The sequence below is a fragment of the Xanthomonas sp. AC360 genome (genome assembly GCF_979258225.1).
In genome coordinates this window covers 4966974-4982732 of the sequence record NZ_OZ409846.1, presented here as the reverse complement: position 1 = coordinate 4982732, position 15759 = coordinate 4966974, and the positions used below count along the sequence as shown (strand labels likewise).

At 61.0% G+C, this 15759-nt stretch carries 12 protein-coding genes, 1 other RNA gene and 1 riboswitch; of the genes, 4 read left to right on the top strand and 9 right to left on the bottom strand.

The window, feature by feature from the left end:
* The first annotated feature begins 12 nt into the window (after positions 1 to 12).
* Entirely contained in the window at positions 13 to 1851 is a 1839-nt protein-coding gene (locus tag ACZZ0O_RS21465; protein ID WP_463591797.1) for a tetratricopeptide repeat-containing sulfotransferase family protein, read from the top strand.
* On the opposite strand, the gene ACZZ0O_RS21460 is transcribed toward ACZZ0O_RS21465, so the two are convergent.
* The 4 genes from ACZZ0O_RS21460 to hslO form a co-directional block, all read right to left on the bottom strand.
* On the bottom strand, positions 1852 to 2514 hold the full coding sequence (locus tag ACZZ0O_RS21460) for a 2OG-Fe(II) oxygenase (protein WP_082473485.1): 663 nt from the start codon (positions 2512 to 2514) through the stop codon (positions 1852 to 1854).
* A complete protein-coding gene (locus ACZZ0O_RS21455; protein WP_463591796.1) occupies positions 2468 to 5395 on the bottom strand; it encodes a TonB-dependent receptor plug domain-containing protein in 2928 nt (975 codons plus the stop codon). The genes ACZZ0O_RS21460 and ACZZ0O_RS21455 overlap by 47 nt, the downstream gene beginning before the upstream one ends.
* A 188-nt stretch (positions 5396 to 5583) precedes the next feature.
* Positions 5584 to 6420 carry an XOO1806 family protein gene (locus ACZZ0O_RS21450; protein WP_193552905.1) on the bottom strand — a complete coding sequence of 279 codons (837 nt, stop codon included), beginning with the start codon at positions 6418 to 6420 and terminating at the stop codon, positions 5584 to 5586.
* Positions 6421 to 6573: 153 nt separating this feature from the next.
* Positions 6574 to 7464 (bottom strand): Hsp33 family molecular chaperone HslO, encoded by an 891-nt coding sequence (gene hslO / locus ACZZ0O_RS21445; protein WP_463591795.1) that lies wholly within the window; start codon positions 7462 to 7464, stop codon positions 6574 to 6576.
* 75 nt (positions 7465 to 7539) lie between these two features.
* Here hslO and mtgA point away from each other — a divergent pair, with 75 nt between their 5' ends.
* The 3 genes from mtgA to ACZZ0O_RS21430 are packed head-to-tail and all read left to right on the top strand — an operon-like array spanning position 7540 to position 9713.
* On the top strand, positions 7540 to 8277 hold the full coding sequence (mtgA, locus tag ACZZ0O_RS21440) for a monofunctional biosynthetic peptidoglycan transglycosylase (protein ID WP_463591794.1): 738 nt from the start codon (positions 7540 to 7542) through the stop codon (positions 8275 to 8277).
* A 1-nt stretch (position 8278) separates the two neighbouring features.
* Complete coding sequence (locus ACZZ0O_RS21435) at positions 8279 to 9325, top strand: glycosyltransferase family 2 protein (protein ID WP_115513560.1); 1047 nt, start codon at positions 8279 to 8281, stop codon at positions 9323 to 9325.
* On the top strand, positions 9285 to 9713 hold the full coding sequence (locus tag ACZZ0O_RS21430) for a CBS domain-containing protein (protein ID WP_463591793.1): 429 nt from the start codon (positions 9285 to 9287) through the stop codon (positions 9711 to 9713). Before ACZZ0O_RS21435 ends, ACZZ0O_RS21430 begins: the two co-directional genes overlap by 41 nt.
* Before the next feature lie 92 nt (positions 9714 to 9805).
* Here the strand turns inward: ACZZ0O_RS21430 and ACZZ0O_RS21425 are convergent.
* From ACZZ0O_RS21425 to ACZZ0O_RS21405, 5 genes are all read right to left on the bottom strand, one after another.
* Positions 9806 to 9881, bottom strand: a non-coding RNA gene (locus ACZZ0O_RS21425) — sX9 sRNA.
* An 87-nt stretch (positions 9882 to 9968) separates the two neighbouring features.
* The gene (locus ACZZ0O_RS21420; protein WP_463591792.1) at positions 9969 to 11933 is read right to left on the bottom strand and encodes an AsmA family protein; all 1965 of its coding nucleotides are present in this window, start codon (positions 11931 to 11933) and stop codon (positions 9969 to 9971) included.
* Positions 11934 to 11975: 42 nt separating this feature from the next.
* A complete protein-coding gene (gene trhA, locus ACZZ0O_RS21415) occupies positions 11976 to 12620 on the bottom strand; it encodes a PAQR family membrane homeostasis protein TrhA (RefSeq protein WP_463591791.1) in 645 nt (214 codons plus the stop codon).
* Between the two features lie 74 nt (positions 12621 to 12694).
* Positions 12695 to 14299 carry a peptide chain release factor 3 gene (locus ACZZ0O_RS21410; protein WP_115528611.1) on the bottom strand — a complete coding sequence of 535 codons (1605 nt, stop codon included), beginning with the start codon at positions 14297 to 14299 and terminating at the stop codon, positions 12695 to 12697.
* A gap of 128 nt (positions 14300 to 14427) precedes the next feature.
* Positions 14428 to 15381, bottom strand: a complete 954-nt coding sequence (locus tag ACZZ0O_RS21405) for a M23 family metallopeptidase (protein ID WP_463591790.1) — start codon at positions 15379 to 15381, stop codon at positions 14428 to 14430.
* An 87-nt stretch (positions 15382 to 15468) separates the two neighbouring features.
* A riboswitch (SAM riboswitch) is annotated at positions 15469 to 15589 on the top strand.
* The last annotated feature ends 170 nt before the right edge of the window (positions 15590 to 15759 follow it).

Genomic DNA, 15759 nt, shown 5'->3' with positions numbered 1-15759 from the left:
TCAACAAGACGCATGAAGCTATGCGCTTTCTTATCCGCCGCAATGTGCGATCATTCGGTGATGCTTACGTTGCTGTCTAATCACCAAGAAAAAATGCAAGCCTGGATTCGTGACGAGGTCGCGCCCGATCTCTCAAGTGCAGCTGCTTGGTCGCGATTTGCAGAAGAGTTGCATAATGGCAAGTTACTGCTTGATGCTTGTCATGCTTATTGGCATCTGGCAAGTCTTCAGCTCAGCGAGCCCGCATACCTGATAAACATCGGCAATTTGCTGCTTGAGCTAGAGGACTTCTCGGGTTCGCTGGTAGCCTTTGAAGAGGCTGTGCGGCGAGGTGCTGGGAATGAAGTGGCTTGTCAGTTGGGAAAAGGGCTGGCACTGCTTTATCTGCAAAGGTACCAGCAGGCAGAAAGAAGTCTTCGAAATGCTTGGCAGCAGGAGCCAGAGGCATGTGATGTTGTTCTGGCTTATTCGCAATGCTTGATGGAGCTTGAGCGATTCGACGAGATGAAATCTTGTCTTGCTCGCCTTGAGTGTTACGAAATGTCGCGTGCGCAGCGTGAAAGCTTCGCTTGGTTGCTTGCGAATTGCGGTGAAGAGCCGCGCGCGTTGGTTCTGTACAAAGATCTTCTTGATGATACGCAGGCAACGAGTGAGTTGCGGATGCAGCTTGTTCTTTTGCTTGAGAGACTTAATCGTGTGCAGGAAGCTGAAGGTTATCTGCAGCATCGAAGCGTTATTGGGAACGAAATGTCGCCAATGAAGGCGCTAGCATTGGGTCGAATATTTCGTCGACAAATGAAATACGAATGCGCTGAAAAATGCCTAGCTTCCGGTATTGCAATGGTTGGGGATGGAGCAATTGGAGCGCTGCTGGAGTTCGAGCGCGCCAAGAATGCTGATGCTGGTAGCCGCTTTGACGAAGCGATGGCCGCGTTGAATCGCGGGCATGTACGCGCTGTTGCGGCATACAACCAGCGGTTTCCAGGGCAGTTGGCTGATAACGCCCTAAGATGGTTGGACGAATCGTTGGCGAATCCTGTTCCTTTAGCTTGGCGTAATTTAAGAAGGGGTGAGCGTTCGGAAGATCCGACATTTCTCGTGGGCTTCCCGCGATCAGGTACAACCTTGCTAGAGCGCATATTGGACGCACACCCAGGTTTTGCGGTATTGGAGGAGCGTCCGGCGTTAGAAGAGGCCATCGCTAGCCTGCGCTCAAGTAAGCATTTTGCCGAACCGCAACTAGATGATTGGCTGACTGCACTCTCTGACGATCAGATCGGTCGGGCGAGAGGTTGTTATTATGCAGTTGCCGCCAAATACATCTCTCTAAAGCCGAGTCTGATCGATAAGTACCCTTTGAATCTGACGCGAGTTCCTTACATTGCGCGAATATTTCCGCGTGCGAAGTATATTTTTCTCTTGCGGGACCCCCACGACTGCGTGCTGAGCTGTTACATGCAGGCATTTGGCATGCGTGGAGGTGCTCTTTCATTTGCAACGTTGGAAGCTTCCGCGGAGACTTATGTAAATGTGATGTCTCACTGGGAGCGTCATAGAGCATTGGCAAACGCCCATGTCCAGGAGGTTCGTTACGAAGATCTGGTGAATGACATGCCTTTGCATGTCTCTGCACTCTTAGACTTCCTGGAGTCAGAGTGGGACGACGCCATGGCAAATTTTCGGGAGCATGCCATGTCGCGATCGACACGAATCAACACGCCGAGTTATGCCCAGGTTATCGAGCCGATCAATGGTCGAGCAATTGGGCGGTGGGAAAATTATCGACACCATTTCTCGCAGCGTACGCTAACTCTTCTCGCGCCATGGCGTCGCCGTTATGGCTACGATTAGTCAGCGTTGCGGGAAGCGGAGGTAGGTGGAAAGTATGTATTTGTCTCCACTATGCGGTGGCCTGCCTTGGTGGGCGTACATCCAATATGGTGGAAACATTAAAAGCCTGCCGGCTCTCGGTTCGACGCCGTAGTTCAACCCTGGAAACCAAGTTTCGCCGCCTTCCGATACATTGTTGAGATACCATAGAAAAACCATGTATCGATCGGATACGTTGTTTATGGAGTCGAAATGTGTCTGGAAGCGTTCATCGCTTCCTGCACGATAGCGCTTGAGAATCAACGGGCTTAGTAGCGGGCTGTCGGGGACAGCAATGTCTAGGTCTACTTCCGTGTTGTAGCGCTTGAGCTCCTCGCTGATCAGCGAGCGGAAGAATCCAAGAAAAGCACTATCGGACAATTTGGAGATGTCCAATTCCGTCCAGGAACTTTCTTCCAGACCTTGGCGAATGCCCTGGCCATTTCTTTCGTGAAATTCGCTGAGCGCCTCAAAAGAGTCGACCAGTTTGGCGCACAACTGTGCTGACAAACTATTGTCTTTTATTCGAATGAAATGCCGAAGGTGACCCGGAGAGGAGGATGCCGCAGAAGCGGCATCCTCCTTTTCCTTTTTCAGATCAGAATCGTGCAGTCCAGCGCATCCAGTAGTACCTGCCGATGGCATCGTAGGTCCGCAAGTCGGTGGAGGCATTGAAGCCGGAATAAACCAGTGGCGGCTGGCGATCTGCCAGGTTGCGAACACCGATTTGAATCGTACTGTTGTTCAACGACTCAAGGCGATACCCGAGCTGGAAGTCCGTCTGGGTGTAGGAGGGGACCTGACGCTTGGCCACGTAGCCGTCTGTACCTACTTCGGCGACGTCCGGTGCCTCGTTGACGTGGTGGACATACCGAGTTGTCAGGCTTGCATTTAGATTGCCATAGGTCCAGGTCAAATCGTTAAGCGCGCGCCAGCGCGCGATATTCCCGAAGCCCGAAGATGCAGAGTCAACGAACGTGCCGGCGAGTCCCTTGCTTTCCGGAATGCCTGGGAATGCTCCCACGTCGCTGGTCGGGTCTCCTGACAACAGACGAACGTCGTACTGACGGATATATGTTGTATCGAGATTCCACGAAAGCTTGCCCCACGCAGCTTCCTGAGTGGTGTAGCGGAACCCGAGATCGACGCCGCTGGTCCGCAGCTCACCAAAATTGCCAATCACGTTCGTCATTTGCGCAACGTCACCTGCTTCGTCGCGAATGAAGGTGTCGCAGTAGCGGCCGAATTGGTAGCACTGGTTCAGCATAACGGTTTCTGGAAGATTGGTAATGAACTGATCCAGGCTTACGCGCCAGTAGTCAGCGGTTACGCTAAACCCTTCGAGCCAGCTCGGGCTATACACGAAACCATATGTGAAAACATCGCCTTCCTCTGGTTGAAGGTTCGGGTTTGAGACCTGGAAAGAGGTTACCTGGTTGTTGCTCTGACGGAAGGATCCGTCAGGCGCAACACCTGCACAGGCGCGCGGGTCGGCCGTCGTCTGGCCCGAGTAACCGTTACAAGGATCGACATAGCTATTTGCGCTTGGCGCTGTAGGTGAAAACAGGTCGCCAATCGTAGGTGCGCGGAAGACGTCTGCATAGGTGCCGCGGATCAACAGATCGGAGAATGGCTTCCATTCCAGCCCGATTTTCGAGTTGTTGGTGCCGCCGAAATTTGAGTAATCCGAGTAACGGGTTCCCAGTGTCAGATTGAGCTTCTCTGCGAAAGGTGCGTCGGTCAACAGTGGGATCAGTAACTCAGCGTAGATTTCGTTGACGTCAAACTTCCCAGAAATATCACCAAACGTACATGCTTCCTGTGTGGTCAAGCAGACAGTTTCGCCAGGCGGAATGATCGTGAGGAAATCGCTGGTCGAACTTGCTGACTCTTCGCGTCGCTCCACGCCAACCGCCAATGAGACGGTTCCTGCGGGGATATCAAATAGGTCACCTGTCGCGTTGGCATTGAAAACCTTAAGAGTGTTTTCGTTGGTATTGGTAATCGTTGGATTGATCAGGCCAAGCGCAGTCAACTGAGCCTGGCCTGCAGCCGTGCTTGCATTGGGTGCGGGGCCAAGGAAGTTGACCGGCAAGCAGCCATTGATGGCCGTGGCCGGGTTACCTGGCGTCCGGACGCAAATAGGATTTCCGGTCGCAGGATCGATCATGGACGGGCCAAGTGCCGCCGTGAGGCCAGGGCTGAACAAATACCCTTTCACCGAGGATGACTGTGGCGAACGGCCGTACCCGTACGACGCATCCCAACTCCAGCTGCTGTCACCAAACGCACCGCGAAGGCCTCCGGTAATCTGGTAGGTCTCCGTTACGAAGCGGGTTGTGCGCGTGGGGATGAAGTCACGAAGACGCAGGCGCGCGTCCGTGATATCGACCCCGAAGGGGTTGTAAAGACTATCTGCGCTGATCGGAACGTCATCGACTGCAGGTCGGCCGTCAAACGGCAGAGGTGCCAGTGCAAAGGAGGACTCAGTCCGCAGCCACGAGCCAAGCACAAACGCTTCGACGTTGTCACTCAGTTTGTAAGTGCCGTTCATGAAGAGGCTGGTCCGCTCCTGCGGTGTCAGCGTCAAATTTCCATCGGCCTGATAGTTGTAAACATCGGTTTGCGGATTGAAGCAACGAAAGTCCGACGGTGACGAGCCAGGACGTCCATCGATTCGCGTAAGAGTAACGTTCGCGCCAGCGCCACAATTGGGATCAGATAAATTGACGCCAGCAGCATTCCCACGCGGCACGACATAGCGGCCAGTCAAAATGCGGCTCGTCCCACCAATGCCTTTCTCGCCAGCGTAGAGTTGATAGGGCTGGCTTGAGTAGGTTCGATCTGCCGCACGTACTTCTTCGGCTTTGTCGTAGCTTGCGCCTAGCATCAGGCTGCCATGATCGTTTGTCATGCCGAAGACGGCGTCATACCGCTCAGTCGACGCGTCACCACGTGACGATGTTCCGTAATAGGCGCTTGCTTCAACGCCGTCGAAATTTTTGCGAAGAATGAAGTTGACGACGCCGCCAATTGCGTCAGAGCCGTAGATGGCCGATGCGCCATCCTTCAGTACCTCGACGCGCTCAATGAGACCTAGAGGGATGGAGTTGATGTCCACCGCGCCGTTCGCGTTGCTGACAGTGCCAATCCAGCGCTTACCGTCGACCAAGACGAGTGATCGGTTGACGCCAAGTCCGCGCAGATCAACTGTAGCCGCGCCCGCGCCGCCGCCATTGTTGACCTGAGGATTGGTAGCGGCGCCGGCAATGGCAGGCGTGCGCTGGAGAAATTCGCCGACCGTTGCCGCGCCGGAACTCTGGATAGTTTGACGATCAATCACGAATACGGGGCTAGAAGTCTCCAGATCAGCGCGCTTGATGCGTGATCCGGTCACTTCAATTTTGTCGAGGTTGGTTGTTGTACCAGCGGATGTGTCCTGTGCGAAGGATGTCGATGAATAAGCTCCTCCGACGACAAGCGCAAGTACAACGGCGTCACGCAGCTTGCTTGACGTGCACTTCATGGGCTCTCTCTCCGTGTAACGGTTAGGTTGGCCTGGCAGGCGGGTCCGAAACAGCGGTCCCAAAGCGTCAGGGTGAACCGATGGTATATGGCTGTCCCTAAAAATTAAAGTCCCGTTAAATTTTGCTCCCATGAACGAAAACGCCACCATATGTGAAGGTGGCGTTATGACTTCAGAATGGAAGAAAATTAAAGGTCTTGCTCATACCTGACATAAGGAATGGTGCCGTCGCTGTTGCTCTCGTTGTTGGGAGCAAACGGGTTCTTGCCGCGGGAAATGACGTTCTCCGCGCCGACTGTCAACTGGCCGCTCCAGGGGGTGCGCCAGGTCAGGCCAAGGCCCAGGCCTTCCCATTTTTCCGGCTGGCCGGGGACATCGACGACGCGGCCGATGACATTGGCGCTGAAGGCGCCGTAGCCGCCACCGACGCTGAGCGTCTTGCTGTCCCACTGGTCGGCGATGGCCGGGGAGACGTCAGCCAGCGGGACCAGACGCGCACGGGCGTAGGTGCCGCCGATCGAGACAAAGCCTTCGCGCCCGATGTTCTTCTGGCCGAAAACGGTCAGGTCGTTTTGCTCCACGCGGGTCAACGGTGCCTTGCCGGCGCCGATCAGCCAGGCGGGCAGGGTGTCGCGACCGGAACCTGCGGTGACGCCGACGCGGCCATTGCCACGGTTAAAGCCCAGCGTGCCGGAGACGCGACGCGACGCGGCGGCGCTGTCTTCTTCATCATCACCAATGCCGGCCAGCAGGCAGTGACTGGCGAGACCGCTGATGTTGGTACCACGGCTGCTATTGCAGAGCAGGCCTAAGGAATCGCCCGAGGTCATGCCAAGCGCAGCATCCAGCGAATTACGGCCGAAATGCCAGCGCGCACCAGCCTTCTGCTCGCCGGTGGGTTCCAGGTACAGAAACGCTTCCACCTTGCCGCTGCCCTTGTTCCACACCGGCAGGATGGTGCTCTCGCGCAACTGCTGGGATGCCGACTGCGCATGCACACCCGTGGCTGCCGCAAGGGCAACCAGCAAAGCGAGCGGAAGGCGCAGAAGGTGTCGCATACCAGAGTTCAGACCCTAGGGGCAGTTGTTAAGTTCCCGAGAGCGGGCAGTGAGAATGCTAGGGCGTTTATGATTATTTAACAAGTGGTCACGTTCCCCAGAACGCACCGCCGATGCTATCTATTGCAACCGTTCCGGCGCCTGCTGAGAGGGCTGCGCCGTGCTGAAAAGTACGGCCAACTCGGTCAACGGAAAGTGATACTCGCGGCCACAGAACTCGCACCGCACCTCCACCTCGCCGGTTTCTGCAGCGGCTGCGCGCGCCTCTTCTTCACCCAGCGATTCCAGCATCGACGCGACCCGCTCGCGGGAGCAGGAGCAACCGAAGCTGAGCGGCTTGCCTCCCAACAACTGCGGGTCTTCTTCGTGGAACAGGCGGTGCAGCAGGTCTTCGCCAGCCACTGACAGCAGCTCGGGTGCGCCGAGGGTGTCGAACAGGGCGCCGATGCGGGTCCAGCCGTCGTTGTCGCCTTCGTCGCCAGGCAGTTTCTGCAGCAGCAGGCCGGCGGCGTGATCCGGGCCAGCGGCCAGCAACAGGCGGGTCGGCAGCTGCTCGGACTGCTTGAAATAGGTTTCGAAGGCTTCGGCCAGATCCGGGGCCTGCATGCCGACCAGGCTCTGGTAGCGCTGCGGTTCGCGCGGGTCCAGTCCGGGGTTTTCGATGGTGATCGCCAGCAGGGCGGCCTCGCCCAGCTCACGCAGGTCGGTGGGCGCGTCGGCACCCTCGGCCAGTTGCACGATGCCGCGCAAGGTGCCCGCGGCCGTGCATTCGGCAAACAGGGTGCGCAGGGTGTCGTTGCCGCGCAACTGCACCGACAGACGCCCGTCGACCTTGGTGTGGCCGGTGAACAGGGCGGCTGCCACCGCGGCTTCGCCCAGCAGCTGGCGCGCGGCAGGAGGGTACTCGGCGGCGCCCTGAACGTCGTGCCAGGCCTTGGTCAGACGCACGTGGACACCGCGCACGCCGGCGGCAGGCAGCAGGAAACGGGAAAGCTGATCGTGATCGGTCATGGAGACATCGGACGTAAGGGACGCTGGTTGCCGGATAATGCGGCAGGCATCGGGATTGAAGGTCGAAGCGAACTAATGGGGACGGATGCATTGGATGGCAAGCAGGTGACAGCACCGCGGCGCCGACGCTGGCTGCGCTGGATCCTGGCGGCGCCGCTGCTGTTCGCGGCGGCGAGCGTGTTGCAGGTGCTGGTGCTGCGGGTGATCGACCCGCCGATCAGCAGCATGATGGTCGGGCGCTACCTGGAGGCCTGGGGCGAGGGGGACGGGAGTTTTTCCCTGCACCAGCAGTGGCGCGATTACGATCAGATCGCCGCCAGCCTGCCGATTTCGGTGGTCGCTGCCGAGGATCAGCAGTTTCCAATGCATCACGGTTTCGATCTGCAGGCCATCGAGAAGGCGCGCGATCACAATGCGCGCGGCGGGCGTGTGCGCGGCGCCAGCACGATCAGTCAGCAGGTCGCCAAGAATGTCTTTCTGTGGCAGGGCCGTAGTTGGGTGCGCAAAGGCCTGGAGGCTTGGTACACCGTGCTGATCGAGCTGTTCTGGCCCAAGCAGCGCATTCTGGAGATGTACCTCAACGTGGCCGAATTTGGTGATGGGGTCTACGGCGCGCAGGCGGCTGCGCGGCAGTTCTGGGGGAAGGATGCGGCTGGCCTGTCGCCGGCCGAGTCGGCGCGTCTGGCCGCGGTATTGCCCTCTCCACGCCGGTACGATGCGCGCCGGCCGGGCGCGTATGTGCAGCGGCGCACCGCCTGGATTCAACGGCAGGCGCGCCAGTTGGGCGGCGCTGCGTATCTGCAGGCGCGGTGAGGTGAGCACGATCGATACCGCCCAATTGCCGGCCGCCACCGAGCGTCTCACGGTGGTCATTGCGGCGTTCAACGAAGAAACCAGCATTGCGCTGTTGCATCCGCGCCTGTGTGCGGTGCTGGCGCGCTTGCATGGCTTGCAGACGCATGTGCTGTATGTCGATGACGGCAGCACCGACGGCACCTGGAATGTGCTGCAGGCACTTGCACAGGACGATGCGCAGGTCAGCGCGCTGCGGCTGTCGCGTAATTTCGGTAAGGAGGTAGCCATTTCCGCAGGCCTGGACCATGTGCTGCCCGGTGCGGTGGTCCTGCTCGATGCCGATGGCCAGGATCCGCCGGAATTGATTCCCGAATTCGTTGCATTGTGGCGTGCCGGCTACGACAACATCTTTGGCACGCGCGTCTTTCGTGATGGCGAAAGCTGGATGAAGCGTGCTTCTGCGCACGCGTTCTATCGGGTCATCGGACAGCTGTCGCGCACACCGATTCCAGCCGATAGCGGCGATTTTCGCCTGCTGTCGCCACGCGTGGTGGAGGCGCTGCAGCAGTTGCGCGAGCGCCACCGTTTCATGAAGGGATTGTTCGGTTGGGTAGGGTTTCGCCAGGTCGCATTGCCGTACCGGCGCGCGCCGCGTCTGTCTGGAGGCAGCAAGTTCACGGCGTGGCGGCTCTGGAATCTGGCGCTGGATGGCATCACCAGCTTTTCAACGGCGCCGCTACGCGTGGCGACGTATCTGGGCTTGTTCACCGCAGTGCTTGCGCTGTTGTTCGGCGCCTGGGTGGTGGTCAAGGCGGCGCTGATCGGCGACCCGGTGGCCGGTTGGCCGACCATGATGTCAGTCATCCTGTTTCTGGGCGGCATCCAGCTGATTGCCTTGGGCTTGATCGGCGAATACCTGGGCCGGCTGTACGACGAGGCCAAACAGCGTCCGTTGTACCTGGTCGATACCCACCGCGGCGCGGTGGGAGTAGTCTGCGACGACCAGACCAAGCGCGGAGCGGGCCATGCAGACCGTACGACAGCTGTTGGGGACCAAACAGGTTGAGGTATTCGCAGTTGCGGCCGATGCCGCGGTGATCGAGGCGATCCGGCTGATGGCCGAAAAGGGCATCGGTGCGGTCTTGGTGATGGATGGCCAGCGACTCGCCGGCATCGTGTCCGAGCGCGATTACGCGCGCAAAGTGGTGCTGCGCGATCGCTCGTCGGCCACCACCAGCGTGGCGGAGATCATGAGTTCTCAGGTGGTGACGGTGTCGCTGTCGGAGACCGTGGAGCGCTGCATGCAGTTGATGACCGACGGCCGCTTTCGGCATCTTCCGGTGGTCGAGAACGGCCGCGTGCACGGCGTGATCTCCATCGGCGATCTGGTCAAGGCGGTGATCGAAGCGCAGCAGCACGATATCGACCAATTGCAGCGCTATATCGCCAGCTGAGCGCTATCCCGGTTGGCGGCAGGTGTAGTCTGCCAGCCGGCTGATCGTGCCAGTGGGGTCGGCGCATGCACGTCGAGTGCAGTCTTAAGAGTGCCTAAAAAATGTTGCGAGCACTCGTCAGGTGGGTGCGGATGGTGCGCTCAGAACCGGCATGCACCAGCGGTACATGCCGCACCGAGCACTGGCCCCGTGCCCGCCTGGCGATGAGCACAGTCGTTGTGCCAGTGGCTCCAAGCGTCACACGACCCAGCGCGATCACTGCACGTACTTGCCGCCGCAATCGCTGTCCTTGCCCGGGCCGGGTTCGAAGGTGGCAAGCAATGCTGCGGGCGGTGCAATGGTGGCGAGTGCGACAGCAATCGCGCCGCGTAGCCCGAGTGCCTTGAAATCCGGGCGGAAGCTCGGGTCCTTGAAGGTCCCGGCAATCCGCAACGGCGAACGCAGGCTCAGAATGCTGCGATCTTTCGGGCGTGGGCGCAGCAGCAAATCGAGCGTCTCGTTCTTGAGGCTGATGTTGCCCTCGCCGACGATGATGGTGTCGGTGCTGTCAAACGCCAGGGCACGCGACTGCATGAGTCCGTCCTTGACGCCGAAATCGCCGAACATGCAACGCACCGGGATCTGACGATCCTTGATGATCAGATACTTCAGCGATTCGGCGATGTCCAGACCGGCCAGTTCCATGATCAGGTTGCCGACATGACCGCGGCCCATGCCAACGCCAATCGAGCCGTCAGCGCTGCCGAGCATCGCCGCAATCGAATTGCCGCGGCCACGCAGGTCCAGCTCACCACCGATTGCGCCTGAGGCCTGTTTGGCGAGCGTGGCGTCTGGAAATAGCCGGTCCAGCCGAATGCCGCGAATGCCGGCCTTCAGCTGCGTGGTGATGACGGGGTTGCGCGCGTCCATGCGGATGGTCGAACGGATATCTCCGCCGGCCACGCCGAAGTTGAGCGGGTCCAGTTGCAGCAGACCATCCTTCAATGTCAACGACGCATCCATGTCGTCCAATGGCCAGGACGGCGCATTGATGCGCTGCGCGCGCCAACGCACCTGCGCATCCATCGCGCGCAGTTTGGACAGGTCGTAGGGCGTGGTCGGCAGGATGCGCGCGCTGGCGGCAAGTTGCGCCGCCTGCTTTTTCTGCTCCGCATTAGCCGATTCGTTCGCGCCGGTCTTGGGCGGTGCACCGACAAAGCCGGCCAGATCGTCGAAATCCAGCCGTTTGGATGCGAGATCGGCACGCAGAAACGGGCGTTTGTTGCGCAGGTCCACCTCGGCCGTGCCGGACAGATCGCTGTCGCCGGCAGTGCCGGTGAACGTCTCGTAGCGCCATACATCGCCATCGCGGCGCAGGTGGCCGTCGAGTGTGTACGGCGGCGTGGATGGCATGGCGACGCCGGTCAGCGGGTATAGGTCTTGCATGTCCTGGCCGCTGAGGGCCATCTGCAAATTGAAGACGCGGAACTGAAACGGATTGGTCAGCGTGCCGCGCACGTGCGTACGGGTGGCGCCGGCACTGCCGCGCAAATCGATGCGGAAGGGATGTTCGCTCTGGCTCAACTCGAGCGGCGAGGCGGTGTTGCCTTTCAGCGTAAACGGGTAGCCCTTCCAGCGGCCCTTGCCGTCGATGCCGATCGGCGCTGCACGTTGGTCGCTGCGCGGAGGCGCCAGACTGTCGATGGCCACATCGATATTGGAACGCATGGCATCGTCGATGTATTGCAGCCGTCCCTTGGTCACCAGCAGCCGTCCGAGCCGCGGCATGCTGCCATCGCCTTTCTGGGTATCGAACACCCAGTTGCCCGGATGCGTTTCATTGCCCGCTTCCAGCAGAACGGTGGGCTGATCGAGGCGGATTTCTGGCAGCCGCACCTTGCCGCGCAGCAGGGGCCACAGTTCGACATCGATCTCGGCAGCGTTCAGTTCTGCCATCGCGCCGCGCTTGGACCACGCGGCATTACCCAGCTGCAAGCGCTCGCCGCGAACGGTGGTGGTGCGGCCCAGGTCCACATCCAGATGTCCCAGATGGAAAACGCGGCCGGTCTTGGCGCTGACCATGCGTTCGACCGGGCCGCGTAGCCAGTTCCAGTCGAAGAGCAGCAGCAGGATCGCCACGATTGCGATAACGCTGCCGAGCCCGATCAGCCAGCGTCGACGGCGCGCTGTGCGGGCGGAAGGGGTGACAGTAGTCGGGGGCGCGTTGTTCACGCGACCCATGGTTGGCGATGGCTCGTGACCGGCGCGCGAACGCGACGACGATCACACCACCTGTTCGATCACCGCGACGAAGTGGCAGGCGCTGCCGGCCAGCACGAACAGATGCCAGATCGCGTGGAAATAGCGCTGGGTGTCGCGTTGGTAGAAGTAGGTGCCCAAGGTGTAGAAGAGCCCACCGGCGAGCAACCAGCACAGCGACCAGGTGTCGACCGAACGCAACAGCGGTTCGATCGCCACGACGATCAGCCAGCCCATCGCCAGGTACAGCACGGTGGACAGCAACCGAAAGCGGCCGGTGAAAAACAGTTTGAAGATCACCCCGGCCGCGGCGATGGTCCAGATCGCGGCAAACAATCCCCAACCCCATGTGCCACGCAGATTGATCAGCGTAAACGGCGTGTAGGTGCCGGCGATCAGTAGGTAGATCGCGCAGTGATCGAGCACCTGCAGGCGTGCCTTGGCACCGGCATGCGGGATGGCGTGGAACAGCGTGGAGGCGACGTAGAGCAGCACCAGCGTGGCGCTGAAGACGATGGAGGTGGCCAGCTGCCAGCCATCGCCATAGATGGCTGCCAGCGTGATCAGCACCGAGCCACCGGTCAATGCGGCAATGGCGCCCAGGCCATGGGTCAGCGCACTGGCGATTTCGTCGCGCAGGTCGGTCGAGGGGGAAGCGTCTGCATTCATGCCAAAAATGTAGCGCAACTGCGAGCAATTCGCATCGCCAGCAGTCGCGTAGCGTTTTTCCCGTTAAGCGCGGCTCAATCGATGGCCTTGGCGTGCGCATGTTCGCGCGTCGCCGAGAAGCGCACATCCGGCGCACGTTCCTGCGCCAGCTGCAGGTTGACGCGCGTGGGGGCGAGATAGACCAGCTGGCCGGCCGCATCGATGCTCAGATTGCCGGCGTTTTTCTCGCGAAATTCCTCAAGCTTCTTGGCGTTGTCGCACTGCACCCAGCGCGCGGTAGTGACGCTTACCGGCTCGAAGATCGCATCCACGCCGTATTCGTCCTTGAGCCGGTAGGCCACCACGTCGAACTGCAGCACACCCACCGCGCCCAGGATCAGATCGTTGCTCATCAACGGGCGGAAGAACTGTGTGGCGCCCTCTTCGGACAGCTGCGCCAGGCCCTTTTGCAACTGCTTGAGCTTGAGCGGGTCGCGCAGGCGCGCGCGGCGGAACAGTTCCGGCGCGAAGTTCGGAATGCCGGTGAACGACAGCGATTCGCCTTCGGTGAAGGTGTCGCCGATGGAAATGGTGCCGTGGTTGTGGATGCCGATCACATCGCCCGGCCAGGCTTCGGCAGCGATCTCGCGGTCGGAGGCCATAAAGGTCAGCGCGTTGGCGAGCTTGACGTCCTTGCCGCTACGCACGTGCAGGGTCTTCATGCCGGCGGTGAACTTGCCCGAGCACACGCGCATGAAGGCCACGCGGTCGCGATGCTGCGGGTCCATGTTGGCCTGGATCTTGAACACGAAGCCGCTGAGTTTGGCTTCGGTGGCCTCGACGCGGCGGCCGGTGGTGTCGCGCGCCTGCGGCGGCGGGGCGTGTTCGATGAAGAAGTCCAGCAGCGGCTGCACGCCGAAATTATTGACGCCGGAGCCAAAGAACACCGGTGTCTGCTGGCCGGCGCGATAGGCATCCACATCGAAGGCGTTGCTGGCGCCTTGCACCAGTTCCAGCTCGTCGCGCAGTTCGGCCAGCATCTGCTCGCCGATCTTGGCGGCAAGGCCCGGCGCATCCAGCGACGGGAAGATGGTCGAATCCTGACGGGTGAAGTTGCGCCCCTGTTCGTACAGATGCACCTCGCCGGTGATCAGATGCACCACGCCCTTCAGGCGCTGGCCCATGCCGATCGGCCAGGTCACCGGCGCGCATTGGATGCCGAGCACGGTTTCCACTTCATCCAGCAGGTCGATCGGGTTCTTGCCCTCGCGATCGAGCTTGTTGATGAAGGTCATGATGGGCGTGTCGCGCAAGCGGCAGACTTCCATCAACTTGATGGTGCGTTCTTCCACGCCCTTGGCGACGTCGATCACCATCAGCGCCGAGTCCACCGCGGTGAGCACGCGATAGGTGTCCTCGCCGAAGTCGGCGTGGCCGGGGGTGTCGAGCAGGTTGATCACCTTGCCCTCGTACGGGAACTGCATCACCGAGGAGGTCACCGAGATGCCGCGCTCCTTTTCCAGCGCCATCCAGTCCGAGGTGGCATGGCGGGCGGCCTTGCGGCCCTTCACCGAGCCGGCCATCTGGATCGCGCCGCCGAACAGCAGCAGCTTTTCGGTCAGCGTGGTCTTGCCGGCGTCGGGGTGGGAAATGATCGCAAAGGTGCGGCGGCGCGCGGCTTCGTTGGAGACTTCGGACATGGGCGGGGCGCGCCCGGTCGGACGCCTGCGGAAACTGAGGAAGCCGATGATTATAGCGGCTTCGGCGCAGGGGGCTTTTACGGACCCGCGGCCAGGCGGCATCGGGCCGCTGTGCCGGCGGCCGGGCGCTACGGGGCCGGCGAGGGAAAGTGCAGCTCGCCTTGCGGGCCCAGCATGCGGAACGGCACCGACACCAGCTGCAGATCGGCGTTGCGCTGCACCGAAAAATGCAGGTGCGCGGCGGTGCTGTAACCGGTAGTGCCGGAGGCGCCCAGCCGCTCGCCGGTGCCGACCCGCTGGCCGGGGCGGACCGCTACCCCGTTCGGGGCCAGATGGGCATACAGCGCCATGCTGCCGTCGGCGTGCAGCACCCGCACCAGGTTGCCGCCGCCGGCGCTGGGGTCGTGGGCGCTGCCTTCGGCAACGTCCTGGCGTATTTCCATGACCATGCCCTCGCGCGCCGCCAGCACCGGCGTGCCCTGCGGCAGGGCGAAGTCCACTGCATACCAATTGGGCAGGTCGGCATGGCTGAACTGGCCGCCGAAGCCCTGATCCACCTGTATCGGTGCGTCGCGGAACGGCAGCTGGTAGCGCACCGGCTGCGGCTGCGCCAGCGGATCGCCGGGCACCATGTCGAGTTTGAGTCCCAGCCCACCCAGCGTGCGCTGGTTGCTAGCCGGGTACAGCCGCGCCAGCAGGTGCCGCTCGTTCGCCGCCAGCAACATCGTCAGCGGCAACTGCGGCACGGCGCGGTAATCCTCGCTGGGCGGCGCACTCAGCCGGACCTGCGCAGGTCCGGCCAGCGGGTTGGTCACCCACGCCAGATAGACCGGCGCCTGCCATTCCAGTTGCAGGGTCGGGCCGGTGCCGGTTGAGGCAATGGCGGTTTGCGCTGGCGTGGTGGCAGGTGAGGCGGGTGCCGCGCCGCCGTTCCAATGCCAGCGTTGTTGCGCAGCGGCGTGCGGCGCACCGGCCAGCAGGGCGGTAACCAGCACCGGAACAAGTGCGGGCGAAAGAGGGCGAAAGACGCGGTGATGCACGCGATTGGCTTGAGCGAGCGGGGGCGCAAGTATGCGGCCCATCACGGTACCCGGTGGTATCGAATGAAAATATATCTTTCCATCCGCATGAAGCGATTGACATCGCAAAAGTGCGGTGGCATCTTAGCCTCACCATCGAGACCGGCGGAGGGACAGGCCCTTTGATGCCGGGGCAGCCAGCGGAGCGCGCAAGCGCCCGCGTTTGGTGCCAAATCCTGCGGGGACCTCCGCGTCCGCCGAAAGATGGTTCGAATCGTGCCTTGTGCACCTCGAACGCGAGCTCCCGCGAAGCTCGATGGCCGATCCACCCCGGATATCGCCATGAGCCTCGTGACCACAGCATCGCCAACTATCACTGATTACCTGGATACACCTGCCGCCGACATCGACGGCGCCATCGCGTTGCGCGGCGACATTGCC